The sequence below is a fragment of the Yoonia sp. I 8.24 genome, assembly GCF_022096995.1.
Taxonomy (GTDB): Bacteria; Pseudomonadota; Alphaproteobacteria; order Rhodobacterales; family Rhodobacteraceae; genus Yoonia.
Map to the genome: position 1 here is coordinate 20,935 of NZ_JACXGQ010000006.1, position 15,323 is coordinate 36,257.

15 protein-coding genes are annotated in these 15,323 nt (G+C 55.8%); 10 read left to right on the forward strand and 5 right to left on the reverse strand.

Translation table 11 applies throughout. The features are described 5' to 3' along the window. The first annotated feature begins 70 nt into the window (after nucleotides 1-70). Nucleotides 71-1,654, forward strand: a complete 1,584-nt coding sequence (locus Yoon_RS12910; RefSeq protein ID WP_238112690.1) for a substrate-binding domain-containing protein — start codon at nucleotides 71-73, stop codon at nucleotides 1,652-1,654. A 181-nt stretch (nucleotides 1,655-1,835) separates the two neighbouring features. Then, complete coding sequence (locus tag Yoon_RS12915) at nucleotides 1,836-2,441, forward strand: outer membrane lipoprotein carrier protein LolA (RefSeq protein ID WP_238112691.1); 606 nt, start codon at nucleotides 1,836-1,838, stop codon at nucleotides 2,439-2,441. 46 nt (nucleotides 2,442-2,487) lie between these two features. On the opposite strand, the gene Yoon_RS12920 is transcribed toward Yoon_RS12915, so the two are convergent. Together Yoon_RS12920 and Yoon_RS12925 are read right to left on the reverse strand one after the other, a co-directional pair. Beyond that, the gene (locus tag Yoon_RS12920) at nucleotides 2,488-3,078 is read right to left on the reverse strand and encodes a transglycosylase SLT domain-containing protein (protein ID WP_113777985.1); all 591 of its coding nucleotides are present in this window, start codon (nucleotides 3,076-3,078) and stop codon (nucleotides 2,488-2,490) included. Between the two features lie 75 nt (nucleotides 3,079-3,153). Then, nucleotides 3,154-4,035: an AEC family transporter gene (locus tag Yoon_RS12925; RefSeq protein ID WP_238112692.1), complete on the reverse strand. Its 882-nt coding sequence runs from the start codon at nucleotides 4,033-4,035 to the stop codon at nucleotides 3,154-3,156. Between the two features lie 68 nt (nucleotides 4,036-4,103). On the opposite strand from Yoon_RS12925, the gene hspQ reads away from it, so the two are divergent. Together hspQ and yaaA are read left to right on the forward strand one after the other, a co-directional pair. Then, on the forward strand, nucleotides 4,104-4,430 hold the full coding sequence (gene hspQ / locus Yoon_RS12930; RefSeq protein WP_113777984.1) for a heat shock protein HspQ: 327 nt from the start codon (nucleotides 4,104-4,106) through the stop codon (nucleotides 4,428-4,430). Nucleotides 4,431-4,476: 46 nt separating this feature from the next. After that, complete coding sequence (gene yaaA, locus Yoon_RS12935; RefSeq protein ID WP_238112693.1) at nucleotides 4,477-5,247, forward strand: peroxide stress protein YaaA; 771 nt, start codon at nucleotides 4,477-4,479, stop codon at nucleotides 5,245-5,247. Here yaaA and Yoon_RS12940 read toward each other — a convergent pair. Then, complete coding sequence (locus Yoon_RS12940) at nucleotides 5,244-6,419, reverse strand: acetyl-CoA C-acyltransferase family protein (protein WP_238112694.1); 1,176 nt, start codon at nucleotides 6,417-6,419, stop codon at nucleotides 5,244-5,246. The two genes, yaaA and Yoon_RS12940, sit on opposite strands and share 4 nt — an antisense overlap. Nucleotides 6,420-6,557: 138 nt before the next feature. On the opposite strand from Yoon_RS12940, the gene Yoon_RS12945 reads away from it, so the two are divergent. From Yoon_RS12945 to Yoon_RS12970, 6 genes are read left to right on the forward strand one after another with little or no spacing between them, the layout of a single operon-like run. Continuing rightward, nucleotides 6,558-7,055, forward strand: coding sequence for a hypothetical protein (locus Yoon_RS12945; RefSeq protein ID WP_238112695.1), 498 nt, complete (start codon nucleotides 6,558-6,560; stop codon nucleotides 7,053-7,055). Nucleotides 7,056-7,106: 51 nt separating this feature from the next. Next, on the forward strand, nucleotides 7,107-7,763 hold the full coding sequence (locus tag Yoon_RS12950; protein WP_238112948.1) for an ABC transporter ATP-binding protein: 657 nt from the start codon (nucleotides 7,107-7,109) through the stop codon (nucleotides 7,761-7,763). Beyond that, on the forward strand, nucleotides 7,760-10,144 hold the full coding sequence (locus Yoon_RS12955; RefSeq protein ID WP_238112696.1) for an FtsX-like permease family protein: 2,385 nt from the start codon (nucleotides 7,760-7,762) through the stop codon (nucleotides 10,142-10,144). Before Yoon_RS12950 ends, Yoon_RS12955 begins: the two co-directional genes overlap by 4 nt. Next, on the forward strand, nucleotides 10,134-11,159 hold the full coding sequence (locus Yoon_RS12960; protein ID WP_238112697.1) for a lipocalin-like domain-containing protein: 1,026 nt from the start codon (nucleotides 10,134-10,136) through the stop codon (nucleotides 11,157-11,159). The genes Yoon_RS12955 and Yoon_RS12960 overlap by 11 nt, the downstream gene beginning before the upstream one ends. Beyond that, nucleotides 11,152-11,709, forward strand: coding sequence for a pyridoxamine 5'-phosphate oxidase family protein (locus Yoon_RS12965; RefSeq protein WP_238112698.1), 558 nt, complete (start codon nucleotides 11,152-11,154; stop codon nucleotides 11,707-11,709). The genes Yoon_RS12960 and Yoon_RS12965 overlap by 8 nt, the downstream gene beginning before the upstream one ends. Next, nucleotides 11,706-12,785 carry an FAD-dependent oxidoreductase gene (locus Yoon_RS12970; RefSeq protein ID WP_370642173.1) on the forward strand — a complete coding sequence of 360 codons (1,080 nt, stop codon included), beginning with the start codon at nucleotides 11,706-11,708 and terminating at the stop codon, nucleotides 12,783-12,785. Before Yoon_RS12965 ends, Yoon_RS12970 begins: the two co-directional genes overlap by 4 nt. A 31-nt stretch (nucleotides 12,786-12,816) precedes the next feature. Here the strand turns inward: Yoon_RS12970 and Yoon_RS12975 are convergent, their stop codons facing one another. Together Yoon_RS12975 and serA are read right to left on the reverse strand one after the other, a co-directional pair. Further along, nucleotides 12,817-13,605 carry a metallophosphoesterase family protein gene (locus tag Yoon_RS12975; RefSeq protein ID WP_238112700.1) on the reverse strand — a complete coding sequence of 263 codons (789 nt, stop codon included), beginning with the start codon at nucleotides 13,603-13,605 and terminating at the stop codon, nucleotides 12,817-12,819. A gap of 57 nt (nucleotides 13,606-13,662) precedes the next feature. Continuing rightward, nucleotides 13,663-15,255, reverse strand: a complete 1,593-nt coding sequence (gene serA, locus Yoon_RS12980; protein ID WP_238112701.1) for a phosphoglycerate dehydrogenase — start codon at nucleotides 15,253-15,255, stop codon at nucleotides 13,663-13,665. Nucleotides 15,256-15,323 lie beyond the last annotated feature (68 nt).

The following is a 15,323-nucleotide window of genomic DNA, read 5'->3' on the forward strand; positions in this document are numbered from 1 at the left end:
TGCCAACCGATTTAATATATCTGCCGCGTATTTTTCGCGCGCGCGAAATAACGTGGCACTGGAGTTGAATATGATGAAGCTAACAAGTCTTTCCGCAACATTACTGTGCGCAGTTGCGCCAGCAGCGCTTTTTGCACAACCGGTGGAGCTGCGCTCTGTCGATGGGTTCATTAGCGTCGACGGTGAGATCGTTGGATACAATGGAACGATGGTGGCCGTGGAAACATCCGTAGGGCAGGTCAGCGTCCCAGCATCAGAGGTTGTTTGTTACGGTGCAGGTTGTGACGAAGTGATCGCGAACAATGATTTTGGTCTGACGCGCGCCGCGTTTCAAGACGTGGCCACCGAAGCCGAAACCGTTGTTGTTGGCGGCACTGACGAAATAACCGTAAGCTTCCTCATCCCTGCGTTTGACACGATTTACCGCATTGTGGTCGGGGCCTATGTCACGACGGGCCAAACAGACGCGAATTTGACCATTGGATCGGCGGGTGAAATCACGCTGGATCTTCCTGACACAGGTGCGCAAGCTAACTTGCGTATTGCCGATACTGGGGGAACTTCGCACGCGGTTGTGACTGTTGCGGCATTACAAGGTGAAGCGCCGCAAGCTTATGCTACAGCCGCAGACTGGGCGCTTGCGCCGGCGGTAAGCGACCAGTTGTTAGCAACACGTGCGCTTGCGGTGATTGTCGCACCAAACATCGATATTAGCGCTGTCTCATTGGCGGATCTGGCAGGCATTTATGCTGGCGACATTACCAATTGGTCAGAGCTTGGCGGGCCGGATTTGGCGATCTTGCCGTTGCAATTGCCTGCAACCTCGACAATGCGTACCGAGTTTATCCAGCTTGTCATGGAACCAGCAGGTAAATCGATCGCAGGCAATGTTTTGACAATGGCCGATGGGCCCGGCATTGCGTCATCCGTCAATCAATTCGCCGGGGCGATCAGTGTCGTCGAGGTTGCCGATGCATCGGACAACAATGTTCTTCCGGTCTCTGGCACATGTGGCATGCCCGTTACGTTGGATAGCTTTAACGTGATTTCCGGCGACTACCCGTTGGCTCGCCCGTTGATGATGCGCTTTGACAGCGTGCCTGAAACACAATTAACAGCGGATATTTTTGATTTCGCTGCTGGCTCTGTTGTGCAGCGTCTTGTTTCCGCCGAAGGGTTCGATAGCTTCTCGGCTACAGCGCAAGACGAAGATTCAAAAAACCATCGTTTGAACACGCTGCTTGGCGCAGATCTCGCTGAAGCAGAACGGCTTGCCGCTGCGCAAATGTTCCAGCGCTTGTTTGAGGCACAGCGCCTGTCACCTACGATGTTTGGTGGCGCGACAAGCGGACCCGAAGCGGGCTGGAACCGCGCAATGTTCACAACGCTTGCAGAAGCACTGGCGACGTCTGAAATGGCTGACCGCGAAGTCATGTTTGTTGGCTTCGGCGGGGCAGGTGATGCCGCGCAGGCCGTTTCAGCTGCTGCGGCAGAAGATATGCAAGCAGCCTTTTCGCAATTTGCACCAAATGTTGCGGCGGCCAATGGGCTTACGCTGTCTGCACAGGGTTTCGGGAATATTTCGCCGGCAACCTGCTACGATGGTCAAGTGGCGGGTGCTGAACATACGCGTGTCGAAATTTGGGTGAAGTAACCCGGTCCTTTATATTCACGAAAATGCCGCGAATTATTTGCGGCATTTTTTTTGAACAATATTGAAAATTCCACTGTGTTATCTAGAAACCGCTGGCCTGATATCGCCTATCATCGCCATTAATGCTGTTCTTATGCGATCTAAGGCTGGAACTTCCCGGTTGAACACATAGGTAAAGAACATGAAAAAACGTATCCTATCCTCCGTCGCCGCTATTGGCCTTGCGCTTTGCGCTGGGGCCGCCTCCGCACAAGAGCTTAGCCTTGCGCAGATTTCACAATACCTGAACGGGTTGCAGACCGCCCAAGGTGGGTTTACGCAGCTTAACCAAGACGGCACTTTGTCAACGGGCACGATTTATATCAAACGTCCCGGCCGTATCCGGTTCGACTATGCTGCACCTGACAATACGCTGGTGATTGGTGGCGGTGGGTCGCTTGCGATCTTCGATCCGCGCTCAAACGCGGGGCCAGAGCGGTATCCGCTTAACCAGACTCCGCTTGGGCTTATCTTGCGCGAAAACGTTAATCTAGAGCAGGCCGATATGGTGACGGGCGTGACGTCAGACGGGACGACAACCACAGTCACCGCCCAGGACCCGGATCATCCCGAATATGGGAGTATCCAGCTGGTGTTTACAGGTAACCCCATTGAGCTGCGCCAGTGGATTGTCACAGATGATGTGGGCGGACAGACGACGGTTATTATGAATGACATGGTTGCTGGCGGACGGGTGCGGGATATTTTGTTTAATATCCAAGCCGAAACCCGCAATCGCAGCAATTAAAGATCAGCGAAAAAAAGTATGGCGGCCACTGTGGCCGCCATTTTGGTTAGCGTTTACGGCAAGCGCGGAGCTGTTGATCGTACATCACGGCGCGCGCTTCGACTTCGCCTGCGATCCGGATCAGCCAGCTTTTTGAACGCCACGTGCCGCGCAAATATCCTGAACGCCCATCATGATAGGCGAGATATTGGTTGCGGGTGTCATCGATGGCGACGCCGGTTTCTTCGACCGTTTGCACCATGTACCAGCCCATGAAATCGGTGGCTGCATTTACATCTTGGCGGCGCGCACGCGATCCTCCGACTTCGTCCTGATACTCGCGCCACGTCGCATCTAGCGCCTGACTATAGCCAACGGCCGACGATTGCCGCCCAACCGGGATTACACCCAGTGCATAGCGATGCGGCGGACGGTTATCGCTGATGAACTTACTTTCCTGATAGATGATCGCCATCAATGACGGCACAGGTACACCGTATTTGCGTTCGACAGCGCGGAACGCGCGTAGGTATTCGGGGCGCTCGGACACAATACTGCATGCATCATCAAGGTTGCGCGGGGCCGAGTTATGGCTCGATTGTCCGCCGCAGCTGCCTAAAATCAGCATTAGTGCCATTGCGCGAAAGAAACTGCTCATATGCCTCTCGCTTATTTTGTTTTTTTTGTACGATAGCCTGTTCTGGCTGATCTGCAAATGCTTAAGCGCGGCTGATCAGATCACAAAAGCCAAGATGAGCGGCAAATAGATCACGGACAGCAAGGTCGAGGCCACAACAAGCCCGGCAACGGGCTGCGCATCCGCCCCATATTTTTCGGCCAACAGATAGGATGTGACTGCCACTGGGGTCGCGATCTGCACGATCAGGACGGCAGCCGCGATTTCATCAAGCCCGAACCAGACGCTCGCGCCCCACGCCGCTGCGACACAGATCACAACCTTGACGGCCGATAGCCAGACCGCTTGCGTCATGGCCTTCGTTTCAAGCCGCGCAACGGCCACCCCAAGCGTGATCAGCATCACTGGGATCGCCATTTGTCCAATTAACTCAAGGGTATTGGTGATGACCAATGGCGTTTGCCAGCCTTGCCACAAGAACAATGCGCCCAACAATGTCGCCCCGACGAGAGGCTCTTGCACCACGCGTTTAAGTGAACCGCCACCTGAAACGAACCAAACCCCGATGGTAAACGACATAATCGCCATGACCGCGAAAACGACAACGGCGTAACCAAATCCAACTTCGCCAAATGCAAAAAGCGCCAAGGGCAGACCAAGGTTGCCCGTGTTACCAAAGACCAGCGGGTTGAGATAGGTCCGCATCTCAAGCTTTGATATCCTAATCAGGGCAAAGAAAGCTGCCATAACAATAAGGTAGGCAGCAACAGAGGCGAGAGATAGCGCCGCCAGTGCCTCTGGGTCGATGTCGGTTTTCATCAATGCGACAAAGATCAGGCAGGGCACTGAAAGCGTCATCGTCAGCCGTGTGACGAATTCAACCCGATATTCAAAACCCAATTTGACCCAAGTGAAACCAATCGCGGCCAAAATGAAGACAGGTGCCGAGATATTGAGCACCGTTAAGATCATGTTCACAGACTGTTTCCCTAAAAACGCAGCGACTGCCGTGGACTTTAGGTCCCTATGGGCCATATATTCAACATATGTTCAAGACGCGTGCGAAATATCATCTCGGCCAAGTGGTTCGCCACCGCAAACACCCGTTTCGGGGGGTTGTGTTTGATGTGGACGCGATGTTTTCAAACACGGACGCTTGGTACAACGCCATCCCCGAAGACAGCCGCCCCAAAAAAGATCAGCCTTTTTACCACCTTCTGGCGGAAAACGACCAAAGCTTTTACGTGGCTTATGTGTCTGAACAAAACCTTGTCGCGGATTATTCGGGTGAACCGGTTGATCACCCAGATGTCGATGATTTCTTCGGTCCATTCGAAGACGGGCAATACCCGTTGCAAGGCCAGTTGAACTAGCCGTCAGGCGTGCTACATCTCCCTATATCACTATAAGAAAATTGCCATGCTCGTCGTCATTTCTCCCGCCAAAGCACTTGATATGGATCCGGTCGCCACTGTGCCGACGCAACCTGCCTTTCAAGCCGATGCTGTGCGTTTGGCGAAAACGGCGCGCAATCTTACCTTAGGCCAGCTTAAAAAGCTGATGAGCCTCTCGGATGATTTGGCGCGCTTGAACCGTGATCGGTTCAAAGCCTTTGCCGATGAACCCGCTGCCGAAGCCGTAAAACCTGCAGCACTCGCGTTTAATGGCGACACATACCAAGGGCTCGAGGCTAAGACATTAACTGATGATGATATGGCTTGGGCGCAGGATCATTTGCGTATTTTGTCTGGGCTTTATGGCCTTCTGCGCCCTTTGGACGCGATGCAACCTTACCGTTTGGAAATGGGCAGCCGTTTGAAAACGCGGCGCGGCACGTCGCTTTATGACTATTGGGGCGCGACGATTGCAAAGGCGCTGAATGCGCAAGCGGGTGATGTTGGTGCGCAGGTCTTGGTGAATTGCGCGAGCCAAGAATATTTCGGCGCCGTTGATCTAACAGCCCTGAAATTGCGGGTGATCACGCCGCAGTTCATGGAAGTCAAAGACGACAAACCCCGCATCGTCAGCTTTTTCGCCAAACGTGCACGGGGTGCAATGGCGCGCTTTATCGTTGAAAACCACCTGACCGATCCCGAAGAAATCAAAGGCTTTACCAGCGGTGGCTATGCCTTTGATCCTGATCTTTCGGCGGGCGATACTTGGGTGTTCACCCGCGCCTATCCGACCTAGATTCGTTCAATCGCAAGCGCGATCCCTTGGCCGCCACCGATACACATGGTGATCAGCCCGCGCTTGCCGCCTGTGCGCTCCAATTCATACATGGTTTTCACGGTGATGATTGCGCCTGTTGCGCCCACGGGGTGGCCCAGTGCAATCGCCCCGCCATTCGGGTTGACCTTTGCAGGATCGAATCCCAATTCATTGCTGACGGCCAACGCCTGCGAAGCAAAGGCTTCGTTCGATTCGATCACGTCGAAATCGCCCGCGCTCAATCCTGTTTTTTCGAGCAGGTTACGCACGGCCGGGATTGGACCGATGCCCATGACCTCAGGGCGCACGCCTGCATGGCCATATCCTAACACGCGGAATTTTGGTGTTAACCCCGCCTTTTCGGCCGCATCAGCGGTTGCCATCACAATCGCCGCCGCCCCATCGTTAATGCCCGAGGCATTTCCTGCCGTCACAGTGCCATCTTTTTGGAAAACGGGGCGCAAGCTGCCAAGCTTCTCAAGCGAGCTGGGCTTTGGGTGCTCATCGCGGATAAAATCGACCATCTCGCGTTTGACTTTGACTTGGACAGGGGTGATCTGGCTGTCAAAATACCCGGCCGCGATGGCTTGCGCTGCGCGTGATTGGCTTTGCATGGCAAAAGCATCCTGATCTGCGCGGGTGATCCCGTGTTCAGCGGCAACGTTTTCGGCTGTGATACCCATGTGGCCTGTGCCAAACGGACAGTTGAGCGCGCCAAGCATCATATCTTGGGATTTGATATCGCCCATCTTGGCGCCCCAACGCGCATCTGGCAAAATATAGGGCGCGCGGCTCATGTTTTCGGCACCACCGGCCAACCCGAACGCAGCGTCACCCAGCATCAATGATTGGATCACCGATACAATCGCCTGTACGCCGGACCCACACAGGCGGTTCACGTTCATTGCGGGCGTTGTGTCGGGCACGCCCGCGTTCATTGCCGCAACTCGGCTTAGGTACATATCGCGCGGTTCGGTATTGATGACGTGGCCGAATGCGACGTGGCCAATCTGGTCGCCAGCCACGCCCGCGCGGTCAAGCGCCGCTTTTGCGGCCACCGTGCCAAGATCAATCGGCGCTGTGCCCGCCAAAGCACCGCCAAACGTGCCAATGGCCGTCCGTGCGCCACAAAGAATTACGATATCAGTCATGGATGCCTCTTTGAATTGTTTGGCATAGTTTACGCGCGAAGATACCGGCGGCCAGAACAACGTGAGGTCACAATCTTGAAAAATTGGGACGCGCACCTATATTGTATACATATGTATACTGAATTTGAGGGGTAGATTATGCGTTTGATGAACTTAAGTTGGCTGCGCGTTGCTTATACAGCCCGTAAATTGACACGGCGCGGCGGTGCTCGCGCGGCCGACGAGGGCGCACGTATTAGCCCGGGGCTTTTTCACGATAAATGGATGGACGATCCGGTCCGCCGCCAGAATGGTACGCCAGCGAATATGGTGCGTGTGCCGCTTTTGCCAGATCAAGAGCAAGAGATGCGCCACTTTTACCTGACGCTGCTGGGTATCCCAGAAATCGACATAGCAGATGATGACGCGGGCAAAGACGCGTTTTGGGGGGACACCGGGATGCGACAGGTCCGCTTTGGTCCGCCAGATCCAGCCCGGTCCCCGGAAATCTCTCTGGTGATCCCAAACATTGATGAAGCCTATCAACAACTGAAAAACGCGGGTGTCGCCCCCTATTGGGATGACAGTTTGAAATATGTGCGCCGTTTGCAAGTGAAGGATCCGGCAGGGAATTTGATTACGCTTGTCGGAGCCTAGCTCTTTTCATCGCGGTTCTACGTGCTACTCATATGCAACGCGCGGGGGATCATTTTGTTAACTGTTGAAAACATCCATAAAACCTATGCAACCGCCGACGGGCCATTTGCGGTTCTACGTGGGATCAGTTTGGGGCTGTCCGCTGGGGAAACGCTTGCGTTGACCGGGGAATCTGGCAGCGGGAAAAGCACGCTTTTGCACATTATTGGTGGGCTGGATACGGCCGACCAAGGGCGGGTTTTGCTGGATGATACAGACATCGCAGCACTTGATGATGATGGGCGTGCTGCGATCCGACGGGGCAGCATTGGTGTCGTCTTTCAGCAGTTTAATCTGATTCCGAGCCTGAAAATCGTCGATAATATCGCGTTTCAAGCCCGTCTTGCGGGGCGGTATGATCCGGCTTGGGCTGCGACGCTTGCAGAGCGTATGGGGTTGACCTCTCAGTTGAATAAGTACCCCGAGCAGCTGTCCGGCGGGCAACAGCAACGGGTCGCGATTGCACGCACCCTTGCACCGAAACCGCGTTTGGTGCTGGCGGATGAACCCACGGGAAATTTGGACGAAGAAACCGCTGCGATTGTGATGGACTTGATCCTTGAACTGATCCGTGAAACGCAGGCTGGACTGTTGATGGTGACGCATTCGCAAGCCTTGGCCGCGCGGATGCAACGTCGGGTGCATTTGCGCGCAGGTCAAATCGCATGACACGGGCCACGCTTCATGCGCTGCTGTCGCATTGGTGGCGCAGCCCGTTGCAGCTGTTTACCTTACTTGCAGGATTGGCACTGGCAACGGCGCTTTGGTCGGGGGTGCAGGCCGTCAACGCTGAAGCGCGCGCAAGCTACCGGGCCGCATCCACAACCTTGGGCGAAGGCAGCTATGACCGATTGGCCCGCCGTGATGGGCAGCCAATTGATCTGACTACCTATGTGGCACTGCGCCGCGCGGGCTGGCTGGTCAGCCCGGTGATCACAGGCCGCATGAACGATGTGCGGATCATTGGTGTTGAACCGCTGACAGCGCCGGGCAGCATGGGTGTCGCTGAGATGGCGCAAGGCGCGGATATTGCAGGGTTCATCGCCGGGCAGGGGCAGCTTTTTGGATCAGCCGATGTCGCAGCGCGCCTGCCAGATTTTGACGTGATCATCAGCGAGAATGCAGCCCCAAATACGGCCGTCACCGATATAGCTGTGGCGCAGCGCATTTTGGGGCGTCCAGATGAGATCGACAGCCTTGTCGTTGCCCCCGTGCAGCCCATTCGTCAAGATGACCTGGCGCAAGTCGCCCCCGATTTGATCCGCCAACGCGCACAGCAAACGACGGATACCGCGCAGTTGACTGATAGTTTTCACCTGAACCTCACTGCCTTTGGTCTGCTGTCTTTTGCTGTGGGTATTTTCATTGTGAACGGGGCAATTGGGTTGGCGTTTGAACAACGCCGCCCGGTGATCCGCACCCTGCGCGCACTGGGCGTACCTTTGCGGCGTTTGATGCTGTTGATGGCCGCCGAGTTGATGATCTTTGCCGTCATTGCTGGGGCGTTGGGGGTGTTGCTCGGCTATATGATTGCTGCGCTTTTACTGCCGGATGTGGCCGCTACCCTGCGCGGGCTATATGGGGCGGATGTGTCTGGCACGCTGCAATTGCGCCCCTCGTGGTGGGCCTCTGGCCTTGCAATTGCGCTGGGCGGCACAGCGGTCGCGGCGACCGGGGCACTGTGGAAACTGGCAAAAATGCCTTTACTTGCAGCAGCGCAAAAACGCGCCTTGGCGATGGCCGCGGGGCGCCGCGCCGCAGCGCAAGCGATGATTGCGACCCTATTGCTGACGGTCTGCGTGATCTTATGCGTCACAGCACAAGGGTTGATTGCGGGGTTCGCGCTTTTGGCGTGTTTGCTGATTGGCGCGGCGCTGGCGCTTCCGTTTATCTTGGACCGGGCGCTGGCGTTTGCGAGCCGTGGCGCACGGTCTGTCGTGACGCAGTGGTTTTGGGCTGATACGCGCCAACAATTGCCGGGCCTTTCATTGGCGTTGATGGCGCTGTTGCTGGCGATGGCCGCGAATGTGGGCGTATCGACGATGGTTTCAAGCTTTCGGACAACATTCACTGGGTTTCTTGAACAGCGGCTTACTTCAGAGCTTTATGTTGATACTGCCGACCCGGCCCAAGCGACTGCGTTTGTCGCCTATGCCACGCCGCTTGTGGATGCTGTGCTGCCGATCATGTTCAGCCAAACGACCATCGCCGATCAGCCCACTGAAATTTACGGCACCCGCGATCATGCGACGTACCGCGATAATTGGCAGATGCTCTCGGCTGCGCCAGACCTATGGGACACAACGTTTGCCGGTGAGACGATTTTGCTCAATGAGCAGCTCGCGCGGCGCGGTGGCCTGTCTGTCGGGGACTATGTCACCGTCCAAGGGCGTGAGATGGCAATTGCTGGCATTTACGGGGATTACGGCAACCCGATTGGCCAAGCAATTATTGCTGAAGCGCTTTTCAAAGAGATGTACCCTGAGATAACGCCAGACCGTTTTGGCCTGCGTATCGCCCCGGAACGGGTGCCAGATTTCATTGCGGTGCTCAGCGCACAGACAGATATATCCGCCGCGCAAACGATCAACCAAGCAGGGATCAAAGCGCTTTCGCTTGCAATCTTCGAACGGACCTTCACCGTCACGACGGCGTTGAATATTCTGACGCTTGCCGTGGCGGGCTTTGCCATTTTGATGAGCCTGTTAACCCTTGCTGCGATGCGGGTGCCGCAGCTTGCCCCAGCATGGGCAATGGGGATGACGCGGGCGCAATTGGGCCGGTTGGAATTGTTGCGTGCGGTGTTGCTTGCGATGCTGACAGCGGTGGTCGCTTTGCCATTGGGATTGGCACTGGCATGGGCGCTTTTGTCGGTCGTGAATGTGGCTGCTTTTGGTTGGAAATTGCCAATGTATCTGTTTCCAATGGATTACGCGCGCTTGGGGGTGTTTGCCCTACTCGCGGCGGCATTGGCCGCACTGTGGCCCGCGCGCAGATTGGCCCGCACCCCGCCAGCAGATTTGCTGAAGGTGTTTTCAAATGAACGTTAAAGCACTGATACTTTGCGCGCTGCCGTTCATGGCGCATGCGCAAGGGTTTGCGGGGCTTGGGACAGAGGTCGAAGGATTCTCTGTGCCGCAGCCGAACCCGATTTTTACCTTTCCGACTGATCACGGCCCCCACAACGACTACCGAATTGAATGGTGGTACCTGACCGCAAACCTGGCGGGGGCGGATGGGACAGATTACGGGCTGCAATGGACGCTGTTTCGCTCAGCCCTCGCGCCAGAAGAAGGGGCAGGCTGGACCGCTCCTCAGTTGTGGATGGGGCATGCTGCCGTCACCACGCCTGACGCGCATTATGTCAGCGAACGATTGGGCCGGGGCGGGATCGGGCAGGCGGGCGTGACTGCTGATCCGTTCGTTGCGTGGATTGATGATTGGGAACTTTCTGGTGATTGGAACACCCTTGCGATGTCGGCCTCTGGTGCGGATTTTGCCTATGATATGGATTTGACCGCCCAAGGCCCGCTGGTGTTTCACGGCGACGCGGGATTTTCGGTGAAATCAGCCGAAGGCCAAGCGTCATACTATTATTCACAGCCCTATTTCGATGTAGCCGGTGTGTTGGCTTTGCCGACCGGTGATGTCCCCGTGACGGGATCGGCGTGGCTGGATCGCGAATGGTCTAGTCAGCCTTTGGGTGAAAATCAGACGGGTTGGGATTGGTTTTCGCTGTCGTTTAGTGATGGGGCAAAGCTGATGGGCTTTCGCCTGCAACAAACGGATGGGGCGCATTTTACCGCAGCCACATGGATTGCAGCTGATGGGGCCACCACCGCGATGGAAGACGGCGCGTTCATTGCGGTCCCGTTGGATGAAAACGCGCAAGGTGTTCCGGTGCGTTGGCAGGTTACACTGCCCGCACACGATGTTGATGTTACTGTGACGGCCATCAATGATAATGCATGGATGACGACAAGCGTCCCTTATTGGGAAGGGCCAGTAAGGGTTACGGGCAGCCACCAAGGGCGCGGATATCTAGAGATGACAGGTTATGAGTAATTGGTTTGAAACACTTGGCGGGCTCAAGTCCCGCGTATGGGAAACGTTGGCCCGTGGCGTGGCAGAGCCAGAGCACCCCGCGCGCCTGCCGAATTTTGCGACGCTATCGGCAGATGGTTGGCCAGAAGTGCGCTCGGTTGTGCTGCGCAGCGTGAGCCACCGGGACCATAGCTTGACAGTGCATACGGATTTGCATTCTGCCAAAATGCGCAGCCTGCGCGCGCATCCCCGCGCGGCCCTTCACGTTTGGGACGCCGAACAAGCCTTGCAACTACGGTTACAGGCCGAAGTCAGCATCGCCACTGGTACCGACACGCGCGCACTTTGGGAAAAAATCCCAGATCACGCGCTGCAATCTTACGGTGTTGTCCCGCGTCCGGGCGCGCGGATTGAAACGGCGCTTGATTACGTCAAACAGCCTGATCCGGCGACATTTGCAGTGCTGACTTGCCGGATCGTGACCATTGATGTGGTGCACCTTGGGCCAGATCACCGCCGAGCCTCTTTTTCCCGTGCGAGCAATTGGGCTGGCCAATGGTTGTCGCCATGACGGATATTGTGTTGATCGGCGGTGGGCATTGCCATGCGTTGGTTCTGCGTCTTTGGGGGATGAACCCGTTACCGGGCGTCCGCGTCACAGTGATTAATCCGGGGCCAACGGCACCCTATTCAGGCATGCTGCCCGGGTTCGTCGCAGGGCATTATGAACGGGATGAACTGGATATTGATCTAGTCCGCCTTGCCCAGTTCGCGGGCGCGCAGCTGATCAATGGCGCGGCCACAGGGATCGACCGAGACGCGCAAATGGTCCATGTATCCGGACATGCCTCGATAAGATATGATCTGTGCTCTGTTGATATTGGGATCACCTCAGAAATGCCGCAGACGCCCGGCTTTTCACAGCATGGGGTGCCGGCAAAGCCGTTGGGGGTTTTCGCCAGCCGTTGGGACCAGTACCGGGCTACGGCGATTGACCCCAAGGTGGCAATCATTGGCGGCGGTGTCGCGGGCGCTGAACTAGCGATGGCGATGGCGCATGCGTTGTCGGACCGCGCGCCACAAGTGACATTGATTGATCGCGGTACTGCTTTGTCAGCGCTGGGCGATAGGGCACGTGTAAAAATGCACGCGGCCTTGGATGCGCAAGGCGTTGATCTCCTTGAAAACGCAGAGGTGTCCGCGCTGACGCAAAATGGTGTCCTGCTCGTTGAGGGGCAAGAAATCCTCAGCGATTTTGTCGTTGGGGCAGCAGGTGCAAAGCCACATGATTGGATCGCTGACACGGGCCTTGCGTTGGAGGACGGCTATATCATCGTGGACCCAACGCTTGCGTCATATGACTCGCGTATCTTTGCGGTCGGTGATTGCGCGCATCTGGCATTTGATCCACGGCCCAAGGCCGGGGTCTATGCGGTGCGCCAAGCGCCTATATTGTTCGACAACCTACGCGCGGTGATTTCTGGCGGGGTAACGCGCCCCTATAAACCGCAAAAAGACTATCTAAAGCTCGTATCGCTCGGCCGAAAATCGGCCTTGGCAGAAAGGTTTGGCATGGCGTGGGGTGGCTCGTCGCTGTGGCGTCTGAAAAACCACATAGATCGCAAATTCATGCGGCAATTTGATTAAGAGCTTAGCGCGCGTTGCATGATACTACGGGTCATTGCAGCAGCGGAACGCGGCCTTTGTCGGTGAGTGTCCAGCACTTGCGGCCTTCGAACACGGCGGGGACAAGTGGGCGGCCGTAGCCTGCGCCGCCGTCTAGATCGACGCGATTGCCAAAGTGTTCGGGGTGATCGAGCGCTGTGTGCCCGTGCACGACCAGCTGACCAAAGTTATGATCGGTCTCAAGAAACCCGTCCCGAATCCAGATAAGGTCTTCGGGGTCTTGATGTTCCAGTGAAATATGCGGACGCAACCCGGCGTGCACGCAAAGCAGGTTTTCGGTCTCATGCCAAAGCGGCAGACCTTCGATGAAGGCGATATGGTCTCCTGGAACGGCAGCTTGGGCTGCGGCGATCAAGGCGGCGGGCGCGACCCAGCCAGCGCCAGATTCGAAATGCTGCAATTCTTCGATTTCGCCGAATTTTTGTTCCGCGAAATGCATCTCTCCAGTCACGCCATAGGACGCGAGCGTCTGCGCGCCGCCAAGCCGGGGATTGAGCCAGTTCAACCCAGACTTCACACGCGGGTCATGCTGACGGCCTTCGCGGATGAAGCGCGCGAAAAACCGATCATGGTTGCCGAGCAAACAGGTCCATGGTTTGCCTGCCGCTTGACCTGCCATCAACGTGTCAATCACGCCCCGGCTGTCAGGGCCGCGATCAACATAGTCGCCCAAAAAGATGATTTCCGCGTCTTCGCCACCGTCCGCCGCAATCACTGACAGCGCATTGTCTAGCATCTCTTTTTGCCCGTGGATATCGCCAATTGCATAGATAGGGGCCATGAGATTTCCTCGGATGAAAGTAAATAGGCGCATGGTCTCCCATGCGCCTCGTTTTGCTTATACGTCGAAACTAAGCGGTTTGACCTGTTTGAACAATCCGGTGCCCTTGAGGTCGTCAATCGCCTGCTGCGGCATGGGTGCATCGATATAAAGCAGGGCGATGGCCTCCCCTTTTTCCGATGCACGGCCGAGCGTAAAGTTCGCGATGTTGACATCGTTTTTGCCAAGCAGAGTACCCAATGTCCCGATGATGCCGGGGACATCGTCATTGGTGGTGTAAAGCATGTGTTCGCCGACTTCGGCGTCGATGTTGATGCCTTTGATCTGGATAAAGCGCGGCTTGCCATCACTAAACACGGTCCCAGCGATCGAACGTTCGCGCGTTTCGGTGACGATTGTGATCTTGACGTAACCTTCGAACGCACCGGATTGATCTTGTTTGGTGGTCGAAATTTTTACGCCGCGCTCTTTGGCGATCACTGGTGCAGAGACCATGTTTACGTCAGGGTTGGCCGTTTTCATGATGCCTGCAATCGTGGCGGCGGTCAGTGCCTTCAGGTTCATTTCGCTGGCTTCACCGTCGAACAAGATGTTTACGGCTTTGATCGGCTCGTCCGTCATTTGACCGATATAGTTGCCAAGGTGGCCTGACAGCTTAATCCAAGGGCCCATGATCTTGGCTTCTTCAGCGGTGACCGACGGCATGTTCAATGCGTTCTGCACGGCACCTGTCAGCAAGTAATCTGACATCTGTTCGGCCACTTGCAGGGCTACGTTCTCTTGGGCTTCGGAAGTCGCAGCACCAAGGTGAGGGGTGACCACAACATTGGGTAGGTTGAACAAAGGGTTTTCTTTGGCTGGTTCTTCGGCGAACACGTCAAAGGCTGCACCAGCGACATGGCCAGATTTCAGCAGTTCAGCCAGTGCGGCCTCATCGACCAGACCGCCGCGAGCACAGTTGATGATACGCACGCCTTTCTTGGTCTTCGCAAGGTTTTCCGCGCTCAGGATGTTTTTCGTGTCGGCAGTTAGTGGCACGTGCATGGTGATGAAATCAGCACGGGCCAGCAAATCATCAAGCTCAACCTTTTCAACGCCAATTTCAGTAGCGCGTTCTTCGGACAAGAATGGGTCCATTGCGATGACTTTCATCTTCAGGCCACGCGCACGGTCACAGACGATGGAACCAATGTTCCCGGCACCAATCACGCCAAGCGTTTTTCCGGTCAGCTCAACACCCATGAACTTGGATTTTTCCCATTTGCCAGCATGTGTGGATGCGCTTGCTTCGGGGATTTGGCGGGCAACGGCGAACATCATTGCAATCGCATGTTCGGCGGTTGTGATCATGTTGCCGAATGGCGTGTTCATCACGATGATACCCTTGCGGGAAGCAGCTTCGCGGTCGACGTTATCAACACCGATACCTGCGCGGCCAATGACCTTCAGGTTGGTCGCTGCGGCGATGATTTTTTCGGTCGCTTTGGTGGCCGAACGGATCGCAAGGCCATCATATTGACCGATGACTTCAAGCAGCTTGTCCTTGTCTTTGCCAAGATCAGACTGGAAATCAACATCAATGCCGCGATCCTTAAAAATCTGTACAGCGGCTTCGGAAAGTTTGTCAGAGATAAGTACTTTAGGTGCCATGGTTAGCTATCCTTTGTCAGATGGCGCGGCAGATCAAATTTCTTAAAACTTGATCGCCACCGCCAAAA